Consider the following 14,497-nt stretch of genomic DNA (forward strand, 5'->3'; position numbering starts at 1 on the left):
AATTATAGAACAAAATTTCGGGACGCAAGAGGCGTTCGGCGGATTCGTTCCGGCAATAAAAAACGCGCCGCCCCTTGCGAGGCGGCGCGCGCGTAAGCGGATCGGCTTTTTTTGCGGCTTCAGCGCACCAGAATGTTTTTGAACTGCCAGGGATCGCTCTCGTCGATGTCCTCCGGGAAGAGGCCGGGGCGGCCCTCGAGCGGCGTCCAGTCGGTGTAATAGCCTTTCACGGGGCCGAGATAGGGCAGTTGCACTTCAAGGCAGCGCTTGTAGTCGACCTCGTCGGCCTCGACGATTCCGGCCTCCGGATTCTCGAGCGCCCAGACCATGCCGGCGAGCGCGGCGGAGGCGACCTGCAGGCCGGTCGCGTTCTGGTAGGGAGCGAGGTCGCGCGTCTCCTCGATCGAAAGCTGCGAGCCGTACCAATAGGCGTTCTTGGCATGGCCATAGAGCAGCACGCCCAGTTCGTCGATCCCGTCGACGATCTCGTTCTCGTCGAGAATCTTCCAGCTGTCCTGCATCTTCCCGGCCTGCCCGAACATCTCGTGCAGCGAGAGCACCGCGTCGTCGGCCGGGTGATAGGCGTAATGGCAGGTCGGGCGATAGACGGCCTTGCCGGAGGCGTCGCGCACGGTGAGATAGTCGGCGATCGAGATCGACTCATTGTGCGTGACGAGGAAGCCGTATTGCGGCCCCGGCGTCGGGCACCACGAGCGCACGCGCGTGTTGGCGCCAGGAGAGAGCAGATAGATCGCCGCGCCGCAGCCCGTCGAATGCGTGCGGCCGATGTCCGGCAGCGACTTTTCATGCGTGCCCCAGCCGAGTTCGGCGGGCTGCATGCCTTCGGAGACGAAGCCCTCGACTGACCATGTGTTGACGAAGACGTTGCGGGGCTTCGGGTCGCGGGCGCGCTGCGTGTCGCGCTCGGCGATGTGGACGCCCTTGAGCCCGAGCTTCTGCGCCAGCGCGCCCCATTCGGCGCGGGTCGTCGGCTCCCGGTCGAGGACGCCCGTGTCCTTGGCGATGTTCACCAGCGCCTGCTTCACGAACCAGGAAACCATGCCGGGGTTGGCGCCGACGCAGGAAACGGCGGTGGAGCCGCCCGGATTCTTGCGACGCTCCTCGAGGACCGTCTCGCGCAGGGCGTAATTGGTGCGGCCTTCGTTACCCTTGCTCTTGTCGAAATAGAAGCCGGGCCAGGGCTCGACGACCGTGTCGACATAAAGCGCCTTCAGTTCGCGCGCTAGCTGCATGATGGCGAGCGAGGAGACGTCGACCGAGAGATTGACGATGAAGCCCTGTCCGTCGCCCTTGGTCAGGAGCGGCGTCAGCACCTCGCGGTAGTTCTCCGGCGTGAGGCCGGTCTTGATAAAGGCGACGCCGCGCTCGTCGAGCAGGCGACGGTGCGTGTCGACGGGATCGATGACCGTGAAGCGGCTCTTGTCGAAGTCGAAATGGCGCTCGATCAGGGGCAGGATGCCGCGCCCGATGGAGCCGAATCCGATCAGAACGATCGGGCCGGTGATTTTGCCATAGACGGGCCAGACGGACATGGGCGGGTCTCCTGCGGGAATGATTGTTGCGCTGCGATAAAGCAAGAGTGGGTGTGATAATCAAGCCCGGCGGGACCGCGGCTTTCGATCGCCCCGGCCGGCGCGCGGCTTTCGGGCGCTCCGTCTCGCCTCCCGCCGCGGCCACGCTTGATTGTGACGCAAGCTTCGTTTCAGTTTCGGGGCGCGAAACGCGGAGGTTCGGACATGAAGCGTTCGGCGGAGGCCCGGGAGTCTCCCGCCGCCGAGGGATCGGCGCCGCGGCGCGACGTCGTGGCCGGGCCCGCGTCAGCCGGACCGCAGAAGGCGCGGCCAGTAAAACTCGCTCCCGAGGACTCGACGGAGGACGCCGCGATTTGCGTCTTCCTCTCCGCGCTCGACCAGTTCGAAGCCAATGCAAGAGCGTTACGGGCGCAGGAAGATCCGGAATGCGTCCACCAGATGCGGGTGGCGCTGCGCCGGCTGCGCGCCGCCATCGGCCTGTTCCGCAACGCGCTTTCGGGACCGGCGTTAGACGCCGCGCGCGAGCGCGCGAAGGCGATTGCGTCCGTTCTCGGCGCCGCGCGAGATTGGGACGTGTTTCGCGAGATGCTCGAGGCCGGCCCGCGCGCGGCCTTTGAGCAGGAGCCGAGTTTCTTTGCGCTGCTCGACGCCGTGGCGTCGCGCCGCGCGACGGCCTATGCGCAGGCGCGCGCCAAGCTCGACGAAACGCAGGCGGTGCAATTCGTCGCGGAGTTCCGGGCGGCGATCGAGCTGCGCGACTGGAATGCGGCGGCGGACGCGCGCGACGAGGGCTCTGCGAAAGGCTTCGCGCAAGCGGCGCTGACGCGGCTGCGCAAGCGCGTGATGAAAAAAAGCAGGGGACTGGCTGATCTGTCGCCCGAGGATCGTCACCAGGCGCGCATCGCGCTGAAAAAGGCGCGCTATGGCGCGGAGTTTTTCCAGAGCCTTTTCCCGCATCGGCGCGGCGCGCGCAGATTTTCCCGCGCGCTCGCCGAATTGCAGGACGGACTCGGCGCCTTCAACGACATGGAGACGGTGACGCCGCTGCTCGACGAGATCGACGCCGGGGACGGCGGCGTGACGATGCGCGCGTCAGCCTTCGTGCGCGGCTGGTTCGCCCATGCGGCGCGGGCCGGCGTCGAACATGCGCGGGAAAGCGAGAAGCGGCTGAAGGAGCTGGCGCCGTTCTGGAGCTGACGCTCGACTCTTTCCCCTTCGGATAGAAGGGGAGAGCCCCCCGTCTTTCTTCCGTCAACGCATTTGTTCACGCGAACCGGTTTCCGCTTCGCTCAAAAGACGCTTCACGCCGAGATCGCCACGCTCCCGTCGATGCGTCCGAGCAGGCCATTGGGCAGGCGCGGGCCGTTCGCCATGTAGCGGCCGCGGTCGCGCACCATCTTCGTCACGCCGGCGAAATCGAGCTTGCCGGAGCCGAGCAGCGGCACCTTCTCGACGACCAGAACTTCGGCCGGGACCATCAGATCGGCGGCGCCTTTCGACTTGGCGTAGGCCTGGAAATCGGCGCGCGTCGCGTTCTTCTCCTGCGTGACGAGCACGATGCGTTCGCCCTTGCGCGGATCGACCTCGGTGGCGGCGGCGGAGATCGCCTTGGGCCAGAGCTCCGCGGCGAGCTGCTCGATCGCGGCGAGCGAGACCATCTCGCCGCCGATCTTGGCGAAACGCTTGGCGCGTCCCTTGATCGTGACGAAGCCCTGCGCGTCGATCGTGACGATGTCGCCCGTGTCGTACCAGCCGCCCTCCGGCGGTTGCAGCACGCCGGGCCTGTCGGCCTTGAGATAGCCCATCATCACATTGGGGCCGCGAACCAGCAGACGTCCGCCTTCCTCGACGCCCGGCACGGTTTCGAGCCTGTAATCGACGCCGGGCATGAGTCTTCCGACCGTGCCGAATTTGTTGAACATCGGCGTGTTGAGCGCAAGCACCGGCGCCGTCTCCGTGACGCCGTAGCCTTCCAGAATCCTTATGCCGAATTTCTCGCTCCACACGTCGCGCGTCGACTGCTTCACCGGCTCCGCGCCCGCGACCACATAGCGTATCGAGCGGAAGTCATAGGCGTGGGCGGAACGCGCATAGCCGGCGAGGAATGTGTCCGTGCCGAAAAGGATCGTCGCGTTGGTTCCGTAAACCAGCTCCGGCACGATGCGGTAATGCAGCGGCGAGGGATAGAAATAAACCGGCACGCCCGAGATCAGCGGAAGCATGAAGCCGATCGTCAGCCCGAAGCTGTGGAAGATCGGCAGCACGTTGAAGACCTTGTCGGCGCGGCCGAAGTCGATGCGCGCCGCCGCCTGCGCGGCGTTCGCCAGCATGTTCCGGTGCGAAAGCGCGACGCCCTTGGGCGCGCCCTCCGAGCCCGAGGTGAAGAGAATGGCGGCCATGTCGTCCGGCTTGCGCGCAACGACGGGCTTGGTGAAGCGCAGCATGGCGCGCAGCTTGTCGAAAAGCCCGATCGTTGCGCGGATATCTTCGAGATAGACCAGCTGGACCTTCTCCTCGATCGCGGCGACGAGCTTTTCCAGCTTGCCTTTCTCGATGAAGCCGCGCGAGGTGAGAATGGTCTTCACCTGGGCCGCTTCGCAGCCCGAGAGAATATTCGCGGCGCCCGCGGTGAAATTGATCATCGCCGGCGCGCGGCCCGCCGACGTCACGGCGAGGAAGGCGACCCCCGCGCCATTGGCGTTGGGCAACATGATTCCGATTGCGTCGCCCGGCTGTCCATAGGCGGCGATCTTCTCGCCGAGCGCGCGCGCGCCGACGAGGATCTTGCGATAGGTGAGCTTGCCCGTGATCGGGTCTTCGAGCGCGACGCGCGAAAAACCGTGCTTGTCGGCGGCGCGGACCACCGCCTCGAATAATGTCTCGTCCGTCCTCGTCGTGCGGAAGATGAGATCCGACATGATCTGATAGAGCGCCGCGCCGGCGGCCATGCGCCGCGCCTTGCCCTTCAGCTCGTCATCGACGGTGAGGCGCACCGGCTCCTGAACCGTCAGCGTGAATTTCGGGAACCAGCGGCGGCGCGCCTGTTCGCGGGTGAGGCGCGAGAACATCGTCGCCTCGGGACCGTCGATCCTCACGGGCACGACCATGGCGCCGGATTTCTCGGCGATCAGCCCGGCGCCGTCATAGACCTTCATCAGGCTTCCGGTGACGGTGAGGCGCCCTTCGGGAAAGATCACCAGCGGATCGCCCGCCTTCACGGCGTTGACCAGCGTGCGCGTGCCGAGCGGCTTCGACGGATCGAGCGGAATGGCGCGGGTGAGTTTCAGGAAGGGCTTCACCCACCAGCGCTGCGAAATGCCGTGGTCGATGGCGAAAACGGGCTCCTTCGGCATGACGGAGAGAATCGCCGCCGCGTCCAGAAAGCTCACATGATTGAGCGCGACGATGGGATTGGGCCCCGCCTTCTCGAAATTCTCCAGTCCCTTCACCTCCAGCCGGTAGAAGGCGCGAAAGAAGATCGAGAGGACGTCGAGCAAGGGGTTCCTGACGACCGCCTTCCAGATCCAGACCGCCGACAGCAACGCGACGACGGCCATGCCGATGAGAAGATGCGCGAGCGAGACGCCGTAGCTCTGCAGGCCGGCGACGGCCAGTCCGCCGATGGCCATGAAGGCGGCGTTGTGCACATTGACCGCCGCGACCGTGCGGGCGCGCTCCGACGGTTCGCTCTGCGCCTGAATGGCGGCGAAGGCGGGAACGATCATCAGGCCGCCGGCGAGCGCGAGAAGGCCGAGATCGATCGTCGCGCGCCAGGCGCCGGGCTGCGCGAAATAGGCGGCGGGGCCGAGATCGGCGGCGCCCTCATGCATCGGCTGCAGCAGCAGCGAAAGGCCGAGATCGCCGGATACGAAGGCGATGATCGCCGAGCCGACGGCGGCCGGCAGAAGCACGATCCTGCCATGCAGCAGGAAGGCGGCGAGGCCGGAGCCCACGGCGATGGCGATGGCGAAGACGGCGAGATGGATCGTGACGACGCTTTCCGAACCATGCAGCACATGCGTCACGAGCGGCGGCATCAGTGACATTGCGATGGAGCCGAAGAGCCAGAAGAGGCTGGTCACGCCGGTGAGGCGCGACAGCGTCCGGTCGGCGCGCAGCACGCGCAGCAGGCGGTAGGTCGAGCGAAAGATGTTGGCGTCGATCCTCAGCCCGGCGGCGGCGCTCTGCGTCGGGGGAATGAACCAGGCGGCGGCGTAGCTCGCGACGGCGACGACCATGATCCCGACAGCGAAGGCGATGTCGCCATGCGACTCCATCGCGAAACCGCCGGCGATCGTGCCGGTGAGAATGGCGATGAAGGTCGCGCTTTCGACGAGCGCGTTGCCGGCCGGCAATTCCTCGCGGGTCAGATGATCGGGCAGGATGCCGTATTTCACGGGGCCGAACAACGCGCCCGTAATTCCGAACAGAACCAATGCCGCAAAGAGCGTCGGAACGTCGCCCAGAACAAAGCCCGTGGCGGAGACGCTAGCGACGCCGATTTCCGCTAGGCTGAGACGGCGGGCGATCAGCGCCTTGTCGTATTTGTCGGCGAGTTCGCCGCCCAGGCCGGACAGCAGGAAGAAGGGCGCGATGAAAAGCGCCCCCGCAAGGGTCACGAGCGAAGCGCCCGCATCCCCGCCGATCTTGAAGAGGATCAGCAAAACGAGCGCGTTCTTGAGGAAATTGTCGTTGAAGGCCGCGAAGAACTGGCGCCAGAACAGGGGCGCGAAACGGCGCGTTGCGAGAAGCGACTGCGACATGGCTTGAAATCCGTGCGGGCGAGGCCGGCGACAATGACCCGATCTCATTTAAGGATCGGTCAAAACGCCGGCCGATTGCGAGGAAAAAGGGGCGCCTTTCGTTACGCCGCCTTGGAGACGTCCATCAGCAGGCGTTCGGTCTTGGCGTCCTCGATGCGGTTGAGGAGCTTTTCCGCCTCCTGATTGTCGCGGATCGTCTTGGTCACGATGATGCAGGACTGCACCAGCATCACGATCCCCATGGCGAGAAAACCCTTCATCCAATGGTCGATCGGCATGAGGAACACGCCGCCGCCGACCATGACGAGCGACAGGATGAAGGTGGCGTAGGAGAAGGTGACGAAGGCGGAAGAGTGTTTGATCGGTTGCGAGGTCATTTGATTTGTCCTTTGAATTGGGGGCGCGCTCAGGCGCCGGCCTTTTCCTTGAGCCTTGCGAGAACGGCCGACGCGCGCGGCTTCACCGGCGGGCCGAAGCCTTCGTTGGCGAGCGTCTCGTTGAGGTTTTCGGCCGTCGGCTCCGCGTCCAACGCGTCGAGCGCCGCTTCCGCCGCGCAGACTTCCGCCTGTTGTTCCCGCAGCCTTGCGAGCGTCGCCTCGGCCTCGGAGAGCGTCGACTGATAGCAGGGCGCCTCCTCCAGCCGGCCGCGGCGGGCGACGCGCACCGCCTGCGCGGCGCGGGCGATGCGGCGGCCGCGTTCGAGCTCGGCGAGACGCGCCGACTGGTTGCGCACATGGCGCTCGAGCTTTCCGATCTCGGCGACGAAAATTGCGCGCGCCCTGTCGGCGGCCTGCGCGTCGCCTTCGAGCGCGGCGATGCTCTCGGCGGCCTTTTGCGCCAGATCCTCGCGCCCGCCCCTGAGCGCCTCGACGGCGCGGGCTTCGAGTTCCGCTATCTGCGCGCGCGTCGCGGCGAGTTTCTGCTCCTCGCTGCGGTCCTGCGCGATGGCGATGGCGAGCGCCTTTTTTGCGCGATCGACGCTCGCCGCCGCGTCGCGCATCTGCTGGTCCAGCAGCGAAAGGGCGTGGCGGTCGGCGAGACGCTCCTCGGCCTCGAAAGCGCGTCCTCTGAGAAGGGTGACGACGGTCTTGAACATTGCGGCTCTCCCAATATGAACGGCGTTCAAGCAGAATTTGAACTTGGTTCAATTTCTGTTGGGACGGTGGAGCGGGCGGGGACTTCGACTCCACGAGAAAACGAGCCTGCCTGCCGTGACGCGGGCGGATTTCGGCAGCCGTTGTCGACGCGGGGGCCGGAAAGGTCGATCAGCAGGAAATCAGACGGAAAACTCGGGGGCCCGAAAAACAGGCGCGGCTCGGGAGGTGTCCATCTCGTCGAACCTGCGCCGCCCGGCGCGGTCCTTGACGCCTTTCTCGCCGCGTTCCGCAGCTCGCAGACCGATCTGGACCAGCTGGTCGAGCAAGGCCTGTTCGACTTCGGCCGTCCGGTTGTCGCCGGAGCGTCCGGTCTGCTGTTCGACGCTGGCGGGACGCGGCTTCCTCGCATCCGCGGCGTTCGCGGGATCGCCGTCGCTCCCTTCGCGCCGCCGGCTCTGCAGGTCGAAGAAGCGCGTGGCCTGGCGCTCGACGCGGCCTTGCAGGCGCGCAATCTGCGAAGACATGTTCGCCTCGGCCCTTTTCGCGGCCTCGATCACGGCGTTATGCGCCGCGATCTCTGCCGCCGCCAGCCGCGCCAGCTCCGGATTCTCGTCCGCGCTGGCCTTGATCCAGCGCAACTGCTCCATCTTCCGCCGGGCGTCGGCCACGCGCTGGTCCTGCAGTTCCGCCCGCGTGAAGGCCGCCGCCAGATCCCTTTTCGACCGCTCCAGCGCCCGGCCCACCTCCCGAATCTGGACGTCGAGGGAGCGAACGAGGCGCGGTTCGCTTCCTCGCGGCTGTCTTGCGGCGCCGGCGGTCGCGTCAGTGGGCGAAACGGGGGAGAGCATGTTCCTTCCTCACATAGACCATTGTTCAGCCGTCGAGTTTAGGTAATGCTCAGCTGCTTCTCAACGCGCGGTTGCAGAGGCTTGAGAATGTGGCGAAGGGAAAGTTGCGGGTGAGCGTAAAAACTAGGGAAAATGCCGCCGAACGCCGCCCCCCGTTGCGCGATCGCCTGATTTCGGCGGCCGAGCAGGCGATTGCCGGGCGCGGGCTCTCGGGGCTCAAGGCGCGCGATCTCGCCGCATCCGCAGGCTGCGCGCTCGGCGCGATCTACACGGCCTTCGCCGATCTCGACGAGTTGATCCTGCGCGTCAACGTCCGCACGCTGGAGCGGCTGGAGGCGGCGCTCGACGCGGCGCTTCGCTCGACCGATCCGGCGCAGGCGCTGCCCGCCCTCGCCCGCGCCTATCTGGATTTCGCGCGTCGCGAGGAGCCGAGCTGGCGCGCCCTCTTCCAGCATCGCCTGCCGCAGGGCGCGACGGTGCCGGAGTGGTACGCCGAAGCGCGCAACCGTCTCTTCGGGCGGCTGGAGGCGCCGCTCGCCGCGCTGCTGCCGTCGCAGGACGCCGCCGCCCGCGCGCGGCTGGCGCGCACTCTGTTTTCCGCCGTGCACGGCGTCGTCGCGCTGGGGCTGGAGGAGAAGCTCGCCGATACGCCGCCGGCGCTGCTAGACGCGCAGCTGGAGACATTGGTGCGCCTCGTCGCCGCCGGCCTCTCGCAGGAGACGGGCCGCTTGCCTTGAGCGGCGCGAGCTGACATAGGCGCGCATGACCTATCTTCTTCTTTTCGCGGTCGCGATCTGGGCGGGCGCGCAAAATGCGCTCGCCGGCGGCGGCTCCTTTCTCATCCTGCCGACGTTGATGTTCACCGGGATGGACGCGCTCGCCGCCAACATCACCTCCTGCGTGGCGCTGTTTCCCGCGCAGCTCGCGACCGGCTGGACCGGGCGTCGGCTCGCGGCGGGCGTCGGCCCGCTCTCCTTGCGCGGGCTTTTCGCCATCAGCATCGTCGGCGGGGCCATCGGCGCCGTCATTCTGCTCGGCACGCCGCGCGGCCTTTTCGCGCGGCTCGTGCCCTGGCTCGTGCTGTTCGCGACCGGAATTTTCGCCTGGGGCAGCTTCCTTCGCAAACCCGGCGAGAGCCATGCGCATCTCTCTGCGCCGGGCGCGGGTCTGGCGCAATTTCTCATCGCCACCTATGGCGGCTATTTCGGCGGAGGCGCGGGCTTCCTCATGGTCGCGGCCCTGACCATGGCGGGGCAGGCCGTGCGTGTCGCGAGCGCGACGAAGAATGTGCTCGCGGGCGTGATGAACGCCTCGGCTGTCGCGATCTTCCTGTTTTCGCCCGATCTGCACTGGACGCAGGCGCTGATCACCGCCGCCGGCGCAACGATCGGCGGCGTCGCGGGCGGGCGCCTCATCCATCACATCGACGAGAAGATTCTGCGCGCCTTCATCATCGTCATCGGCGCGGCGTTGACGGTGGGTCTGTTCATCAAGGCGGGGTGAAGCGTCGAAACAACGCAATTTGACGCCCGCTGGTCAGACAACGGCAAGGTTTCCAAAGTTAAGGTGAAGTCGCCTCAGGAAGAGGCGTTGACCGAGACCGCCATGCCCGCACCCTCCCTAGAAAAAGGCAAGTCCAAAGTTTCCCCCGTCGACGAAAGGCGGACGGCCGCCCGCCTGAAAGCCTATGCGGAAGCCTGGGCCGACCCGGGCGGAATGGAGCCGGCGATACCCTGCAAGGTCATCGACATTTCCGGCGGAGGGGCGAAGCTCGACTGCCAGGCGACGCTCCCGGAGAGATTCACGCTGCATGTCGGCGCGGCGAAGCACGCGGCGCATGTGATCTGGCGTCGCCAGACCCAGGTCGGTGTCGAATTCGAAAAGTCGGCGAAGAAGCTCCCCTGATCGGGAGTTACTTTCCCGCCGCCTTCATGATTTCCGGGATGAGCGTCGTCGCGGCGGCGGAAGGCGTCAGCGGGCCGACGAATTTGTAGGCGATGGTTCCGTCGCCCTTCACGACGAAGGTTTCGGGCACGCCATAGACGCCGAAGTCGATCGCCGTGCGCCCCGCCGGATCGACGCCGACGCGCTGGAACGGATTGCCGACACCCTGCAGGAAGGCGAGCGCATTGGCGGTCTCGTCCTTGTAGGAGAGGCCATAGATTTCGACGCCCTTCGCCTTCAGCGCCTCGTCTCGCGCAATCGACATCAGGACCGGGTGCTCCTGACGGCAGGGCGCGCACCAGCTCGCGAAGACATTGACCACGCTGACATGGCCCTTGCGCAGGTCTTCGGTCGTCAGCCCCGGAACGTCGGCGAGGCCCTCGAGCGCCGGCAGGTCGAAAGTCGGCGCGGGCTTTCCGATAAGCGCGGACGGAATGCGCGAGGCGTCGCCCGCGAACAGGCGGATGAGGAACAGTCCCGCGAGCAGCGCAAACAGCGCGAGCGGCAGGAAACGCAGGGCCGAGCGCGGCTCCTGCGGCGTCACGGTCGGCTCGGTCACGCCGCGTCTCCCTCATCGCGCTGGCCCGCGGCGCCGAAGCGCGCGAGTTCGGAGCGCAGGCGCCGGTAGTCGAGGATGATGCGCATCGCGACGCCGCCGATCACGACGAAGGCGACGCCGTAGGCGAGGATGATGAAGCTTGCATGTTCGCTCATTGCGCGGCCTCCAGCGCTTCGTCTTCCTCGCCGCGCGCGGCTTCCTGAAGCGCGCGCATGGAGAGGCGCGCCACCCGGCGGCGCAGGATCTCGTTGCGGATCGCCATGAAGTGAAGGGTAAGGAAAAGCAGCGTCGCCGCGAGCGCCATGACGAGCAGCGGCCACAGCATGGAGCCCGAGATCGTCGGTCCGCCGATGCGGAAGACGGATGCGGGCTGGTGCAGCGTGTTCCACCAGTCGACGGAATATTTGATGATCGGGATGTCGATCGCGCCGACGAGCGTCATGATCGAGGCGACGCGCGCGCCGCGCGGCGTGTCGTCCATCGTCTGCCGCACGGCGATGAGGCCGAGATAGAGCAGGAGGAGCACCAGCATCGAGGTCAGCCGCGCGTCCCATACCCAATAGGTTCCCCACATCGGCTTGCCCCAGAGCGAGCCGGTTACGAGGCAGACGAAAGTGAAGGCTGCGCCCAGCCCCGCCGCGGTCTTCTGCGCGGCGTCGGCGAGCGGGTGTTTCCAGACGAGCACGCCCAGCGAGGCGGAGGTCATCACGACATAGGCGAAGATCGCAAGCCACGCCGAGGGGACGTGAATATACATGATCCGAACCGTCTCGCCCTGCTGATAGTCGGCGGGCGCGGTAAAGGCTCCGAAAAGGCCGACGGCGAGAAGGATGAGCGTCAGTCCGCCGAGCCAGGGCAGGACGATCTGCGCGAAGCGCAGGAAACGCGTGGGATTGGCGTAGTCGAGAAAATTGGGCATCGGCGCCGACTCGTTACAATAAGCGAATGGCGGACGCCGCTTTCGCGACCCGTCCGCCATTCTCTGGTCCGCCTGATTAATTGGCCTTCGTCGCCGGCTTTGTCGAGTCCTTGGCGACGTCCTTGGTCTGCTCGGCCATGATCTGGGCCTTCGATTTGCCGTGCAGCAGTTCGATGGCGGCGATCAGCTGCTTGTCCTTCTTCTCGTCCGGCGGCACATAGGCCTGCGAGCCGGTCTTTTCGTCGTCGCCATTCTTGAGATGGCCCTTGAGCGAGGCCTCGCCTTTGGTGTCATCCTTGCCCTTCAGCTCATCCGGCACGTCCTGCAGGATGATCATGTCGGGATCGATGCCCTTGGCCTGGATCGAACGGCCCGACGGCGTGTAGTAGCGCGCCGTCGTGAGGCGCAGCGCGCCGGCGTTGCCGCCGAGCGGGATGATGGTCTGGACCGACCCCTTGCCGAAGGAGCGCGTGCCGATCAGCGTCGCGCGCTTGTGGTCCTGCAGCGCGCCGGCGACGATCTCGGAGGCCGAGGCGGAGCCGCCGTTGATCAGCACCACGACCGGCTTGCCCTTGGAGAGATCGCCCGGCCGCGCGTTGTAGCGCTGGGTCTCGTCGGCGTTGCGGCCGCGCGTCGAGACGATCTCGCCCTTGTCGATGAAGGCGTTGACCACCTGGATCGACTGGTCGAGCAGGCCGCCCGGATTGTTGCGCAGATCGATGATGTAGCCCTTGAACTTGTCGGCGGGAATTTCCTGCTGCGCCTTGGCCATCGCGTTTCGCAGGCCGTCCGCGGTCTCCTCGTTGAACTGGGAGATGCGGATGTAGGAGATGTCGTCGTCCTGCTTGCGCGAACGCACCGATTTGATGTGGATCTCGGCGCGGGTCAGCTTGAGGTCGATCTTGTCCTTGTCCTTGCCGCGGTAGATGGTGAGCTTCACCGGCGTGTTGATCTGGCCGCGCATCTTGTCGATGGCCTGGTTGAGCGTCATGCCCTGCACGCTCTCGTCGTCGATGGCGCCGATCAGATCGCCCGACATGATGCCTGCGCGGGAGGCGGGCGTGTCGTCGATCGGGGTGACGACCTTCACGAGCCCGTCTTCCTGCGTCACCTCTATGCCCAGACCGCCGAACTTGCCCTCGGTCTGGGTCCGCATGTCCTTGAAGCCCTTGGCGTCGAGGTAGCTCGAATGCGGGTCGAGCGAGGTGAGCATGCCGTTGATGGCGTTCTCGACGAGCTTCTGCTCGTCGGGCTTCTCGACATAATCGCCGCGGACCTTGTCGAACACGTCGCCGAAGAGGCTGAGATATTTGTAGGTGTCAGCGGTGGCCGCGACCGCGGGCGTGCCGATGAGGGCGCGCGCCTGCTGGCCGACCGTGGCGCATCCGGCGCCAATGGCGATTCCTGTAGCGATAAGGGCAGTTTTGCGAATCATCCGCCGACCTTCCGACTGTCTGACTTCGCCCACCATGGGCTCGAGTCGATCGATGCTCCGTCCTTCCGGAACTCGACATATAAAATGGGCTGTTTCGCGCTGATCGCGATGGTCGCCGCAGTCTGCGCGGCTCCGTCTCCCATGCTGGCCACCGGCTCACCCGCCAGGACGAACTGCCCGACGTTTACATTGGTGCGACTCATGCCGGCCAAGACCACATAATAGCCGCCGCCAGCGTTAATGATCAAGAGTTGACCATAGGAGCGGTAAGGCCCCGAAAAGGCGATCCACCCGTCGCAGGGCGCGACGACGAGGCCGTTCTCCCGCGCGGCGATGGAAATTCCCTTTTCTTTTCCGCCATATCCGTCGGGCGCGCCGTAGCGCTTGAGAATGGCGCCGGCGACCGGAAGCGGCAGCTTCGCCTTTAGATCGGCGAAGGCTGCGGCCGGGGCGAGGCGGGCGGCGTCCTTGAAGGGCGCGGCGAGCGCCTTGCGCCGCTGCTCTTCCGTCAGCCGCGCCTGGGCGGCGGCGCGCTCCTCGTCGGCCTTGCGCGCCGCCTCCGCAGCCTTGCGCGCGGCCTCGCTCTCGGCCTCCATGCGGCCGATCAGGTCCTTCAGGGTCGTCGCCTGCCGCGCCAGCGTCTGGGCGCGTTCGGACTCCATTCGCAACGCCGATTGCGCGGCGGCGAGCGCCTCCTGCCGCGCCGCGATCATCGGCGCGAGTCGGGCGCGCTGATCGTTCAGATTGGTCTTTTCGGTCGCGAGGCGCGCCTGCTCCCGCCGCATGTCGTCGCGCAGCCGAACCAGCTCGGCGAGGTCGCTCTGCAGCGCCTGCGTCTCGGCGCGCATCTGCGGCAGCATCTGACCGAGCGCCAGGGAGGCGCGCACCGCCTCCAGAATATCCTCCGGCCGCGCCAGAAGGGCGGGCGGGGGGCGGCGCCCCATGCGCTGCAGAATGGTCAGAATTTCGACGATCAGCGCGCGCCGGTCGGCGAGCGACGTCAGGATCTTCCGCTCCTCCTCCGAGAGCTTCCCGAGGCGCTCCTCGATCTCGGCGGCGCGCGCTTCGGTGTCCTGCAGCCTGCGCGTGGCCTCTAGCAGCGTCCTGTTGAGATTCTCGCGCACGGCGGCGTGAGAGCTGATCTCGCCTTCGAGCTTCTTCGCGCGCTCCTGCGTCTCGCCGATCGTTTCCTCGACGCCGCGCAGCTCTTCGCGCTTGATGGAAATGTCAGGGGCGTTCGGCTCGGCCCGGACGGAGAGCGCTATGACGGCGAGCGCAATGGCGAGCGCCGGCGTTCGTCCGTCGCCTGATCGAAATCGCTCGATCGCAATCCTCATTCACGCCTACGCAGTTCGGCCTCGCCGCGAAGCGTGAGATAT

The 14,497-nt window shown here is 66.4% G+C and carries 14 protein-coding genes; 4 read left to right on the plus strand and 10 right to left on the minus strand.

Features of this window, described 5'->3' with window-relative positions:
• Positions 1-119: 119 nt before the first annotated feature.
• Positions 120-1,553, minus strand: coding sequence for a homospermidine synthase (locus MET49242_RS17340; protein ID WP_036284786.1), 1,434 nt, complete (start codon positions 1,551-1,553; stop codon positions 120-122).
• Between the two features lie 204 nt (positions 1,554-1,757).
• On the opposite strand from MET49242_RS17340, the gene MET49242_RS17345 reads away from it, so the two are divergent.
• On the plus strand, positions 1,758-2,750 hold the full coding sequence (locus MET49242_RS17345) for a CHAD domain-containing protein (RefSeq protein ID WP_036288555.1): 993 nt from the start codon (positions 1,758-1,760) through the stop codon (positions 2,748-2,750).
• Positions 2,751-2,854: 104 nt separating this feature from the next.
• On the opposite strand, the gene MET49242_RS17350 is transcribed toward MET49242_RS17345, so the two are convergent.
• From MET49242_RS17350 to MET49242_RS17365, 4 genes are all read right to left on the minus strand, one after another.
• Positions 2,855-6,316, minus strand: a complete 3,462-nt coding sequence (locus MET49242_RS17350) for an acyl-[ACP]--phospholipid O-acyltransferase (RefSeq protein ID WP_036284788.1) — start codon at positions 6,314-6,316, stop codon at positions 2,855-2,857.
• A 101-nt stretch (positions 6,317-6,417) separates the two neighbouring features.
• Positions 6,418-6,693, minus strand: coding sequence for a YiaA/YiaB family inner membrane protein (locus MET49242_RS17355; RefSeq protein WP_036284789.1), 276 nt, complete (start codon positions 6,691-6,693; stop codon positions 6,418-6,420).
• 29 nt (positions 6,694-6,722) lie between these two features.
• Positions 6,723-7,412 (minus strand): PspA/IM30 family protein, encoded by a 690-nt coding sequence (locus MET49242_RS17360; RefSeq protein WP_036284792.1) that lies wholly within the window; start codon positions 7,410-7,412, stop codon positions 6,723-6,725.
• A 180-nt stretch (positions 7,413-7,592) separates the two neighbouring features.
• Positions 7,593-8,156 carry a hypothetical protein gene (locus MET49242_RS17365; RefSeq protein WP_144259675.1) on the minus strand — a complete coding sequence of 188 codons (564 nt, stop codon included), beginning with the start codon at positions 8,154-8,156 and terminating at the stop codon, positions 7,593-7,595.
• Positions 8,157-8,371: 215 nt separating this feature from the next.
• On the opposite strand from MET49242_RS17365, the gene MET49242_RS17370 reads away from it, so the two are divergent.
• From MET49242_RS17370 to MET49242_RS23500, 3 genes are all read left to right on the plus strand, one after another.
• The gene (locus tag MET49242_RS17370) at positions 8,372-8,998 is read left to right on the plus strand and encodes a TetR/AcrR family transcriptional regulator (protein ID WP_036288557.1); all 627 of its coding nucleotides are present in this window, start codon (positions 8,372-8,374) and stop codon (positions 8,996-8,998) included.
• 25 nt (positions 8,999-9,023) lie between these two features.
• Complete coding sequence (locus MET49242_RS17375; RefSeq protein WP_036284797.1) at positions 9,024-9,764, plus strand: sulfite exporter TauE/SafE family protein; 741 nt, start codon at positions 9,024-9,026, stop codon at positions 9,762-9,764.
• Between the two features lie 102 nt (positions 9,765-9,866).
• On the plus strand, positions 9,867-10,166 hold the full coding sequence (locus MET49242_RS23500) for a PilZ domain-containing protein (RefSeq protein WP_144259676.1): 300 nt from the start codon (positions 9,867-9,869) through the stop codon (positions 10,164-10,166).
• A 7-nt stretch (positions 10,167-10,173) separates the two neighbouring features.
• Here the strand turns inward: MET49242_RS23500 and MET49242_RS17385 are convergent, their stop codons facing one another.
• The 5 genes from MET49242_RS17385 to MET49242_RS17405 all read right to left on the minus strand — a co-directional run bounded on the left by MET49242_RS17385 (position 10,174) and on the right by MET49242_RS17405 (position 14,455).
• Positions 10,174-10,764: a DsbE family thiol:disulfide interchange protein gene (locus tag MET49242_RS17385; protein ID WP_036284801.1), complete on the minus strand. Its 591-nt coding sequence runs from the start codon at positions 10,762-10,764 to the stop codon at positions 10,174-10,176.
• Positions 10,761-10,919 (minus strand): heme exporter protein CcmD, encoded by a 159-nt coding sequence (gene ccmD / locus MET49242_RS17390; protein WP_036284804.1) that lies wholly within the window; start codon positions 10,917-10,919, stop codon positions 10,761-10,763. Before ccmD ends, MET49242_RS17385 begins: the two co-directional genes overlap by 4 nt.
• Positions 10,916-11,683, minus strand: a complete 768-nt coding sequence (locus MET49242_RS17395) for a heme ABC transporter permease (protein WP_036284807.1) — start codon at positions 11,681-11,683, stop codon at positions 10,916-10,918. The genes ccmD and MET49242_RS17395 overlap by 4 nt, the downstream gene beginning before the upstream one ends.
• 76 nt (positions 11,684-11,759) lie before the next feature.
• Positions 11,760-13,118 carry a S41 family peptidase gene (locus MET49242_RS17400; protein ID WP_036288562.1) on the minus strand — a complete coding sequence of 453 codons (1,359 nt, stop codon included), beginning with the start codon at positions 13,116-13,118 and terminating at the stop codon, positions 11,760-11,762.
• The gene (locus tag MET49242_RS17405) at positions 13,115-14,455 is read right to left on the minus strand and encodes a murein hydrolase activator EnvC (protein WP_036284809.1); all 1,341 of its coding nucleotides are present in this window, start codon (positions 14,453-14,455) and stop codon (positions 13,115-13,117) included. Before MET49242_RS17405 ends, MET49242_RS17400 begins: the two co-directional genes overlap by 4 nt.
• Positions 14,456-14,497: the final 42 nt, after the last annotated feature.

The organism is Methylocystis sp. ATCC 49242, assembly GCF_000188155.2.
Classification (GTDB): Bacteria; Pseudomonadota; Alphaproteobacteria; order Rhizobiales; family Beijerinckiaceae; genus Methylocystis.